The sequence below is a fragment of the Mycobacterium sp. genome (assembly GCF_008709575.1).
GTDB lineage: Bacteria > Actinomycetota > Actinomycetes > Mycobacteriales > Mycobacteriaceae > Mycobacterium.
The window spans coordinates 1-718 of record NZ_VYIK01000312.1; the positions used below are offsets into that span (position 1 = coordinate 1).

The 718-nt window shown below is 65.5% G+C and carries 1 protein-coding gene; it reads left to right on the forward strand.

The features are described from left to right. Positions 1 to 68 precede the first annotated feature (68 nt). Complete coding sequence (locus F6Q13_RS18650) at positions 69 to 668, forward strand: TetR/AcrR family transcriptional regulator (RefSeq protein WP_293059697.1); 600 nt, start codon at positions 69 to 71, stop codon at positions 666 to 668. Positions 669 to 718 lie beyond the last annotated feature (50 nt).

Here is a 718-nt window from a genome sequence, read left to right on the forward strand (position 1 = left end):
GGTCTACATACACTATGTATACAGACAGGTGTATACATAAGTCAACTGTCAATTCTCCGGAGGGTTGAATGGCCACGACGGCGACAAAACCCCGGGCGCGGAATCCCCGCGGCAAGGGAACACAGCTCCGCGACGATCTGATCGCGGCGGCGCGCCGGCTGCTGGATCGCCATGGACAGGAGTCCGCGGTGACGATCAGGGCGGTGACGCGCGAAGCCGGTGTGGCACCGCAAAGCTTCTACCTGCACTTCCCCACCCGCGACGACCTGCTGCTCGTGTTGTTCCGCGAGGGACACCAGCAACTGTACGAGCGGCTGGAGTCACCCGCGCGCAGCGCCGGAACCCCGGAGCAGCGCCTGCGTGCCGTCTGCGCCGCATACCTTGCATTCGCCGACGATAACCCGGCCGCATATCGCACCCTCATGAGCGTCGTGGGAGAGGTGCATGACTGGAAACCGCAGGAACTGCCTGGCATCGAGTCGTTCGCCATCCTCAACAATGCGGTCGCCGATGTGCGCGCCACACCGCCGCAGAAAGCCCGCGCGGCGGCGGCGGCGGTGTGGGCACATCTGCACGGGATCGCCGAGCTCACCCGCAACAAGCCCACATTCCCCTGGCCGTCCACGGAGACGCTGCTCGACCACGTGATCGCAACGGCCCGCGGGTAGCGTCGGCAGGCATGCCACGCGTCATCATCATCGGCGGCCACGGCAAAGTC

Bases quoted from the DNA above. Each gene is read 5' to 3' on its own strand.
- F6Q13_RS18650 (WP_293059697.1), top strand. From the start codon at position 69: ATGGCCACGACGGCGACAAAACCCCGGGCGCGGAATCCCCGCGGCAAG.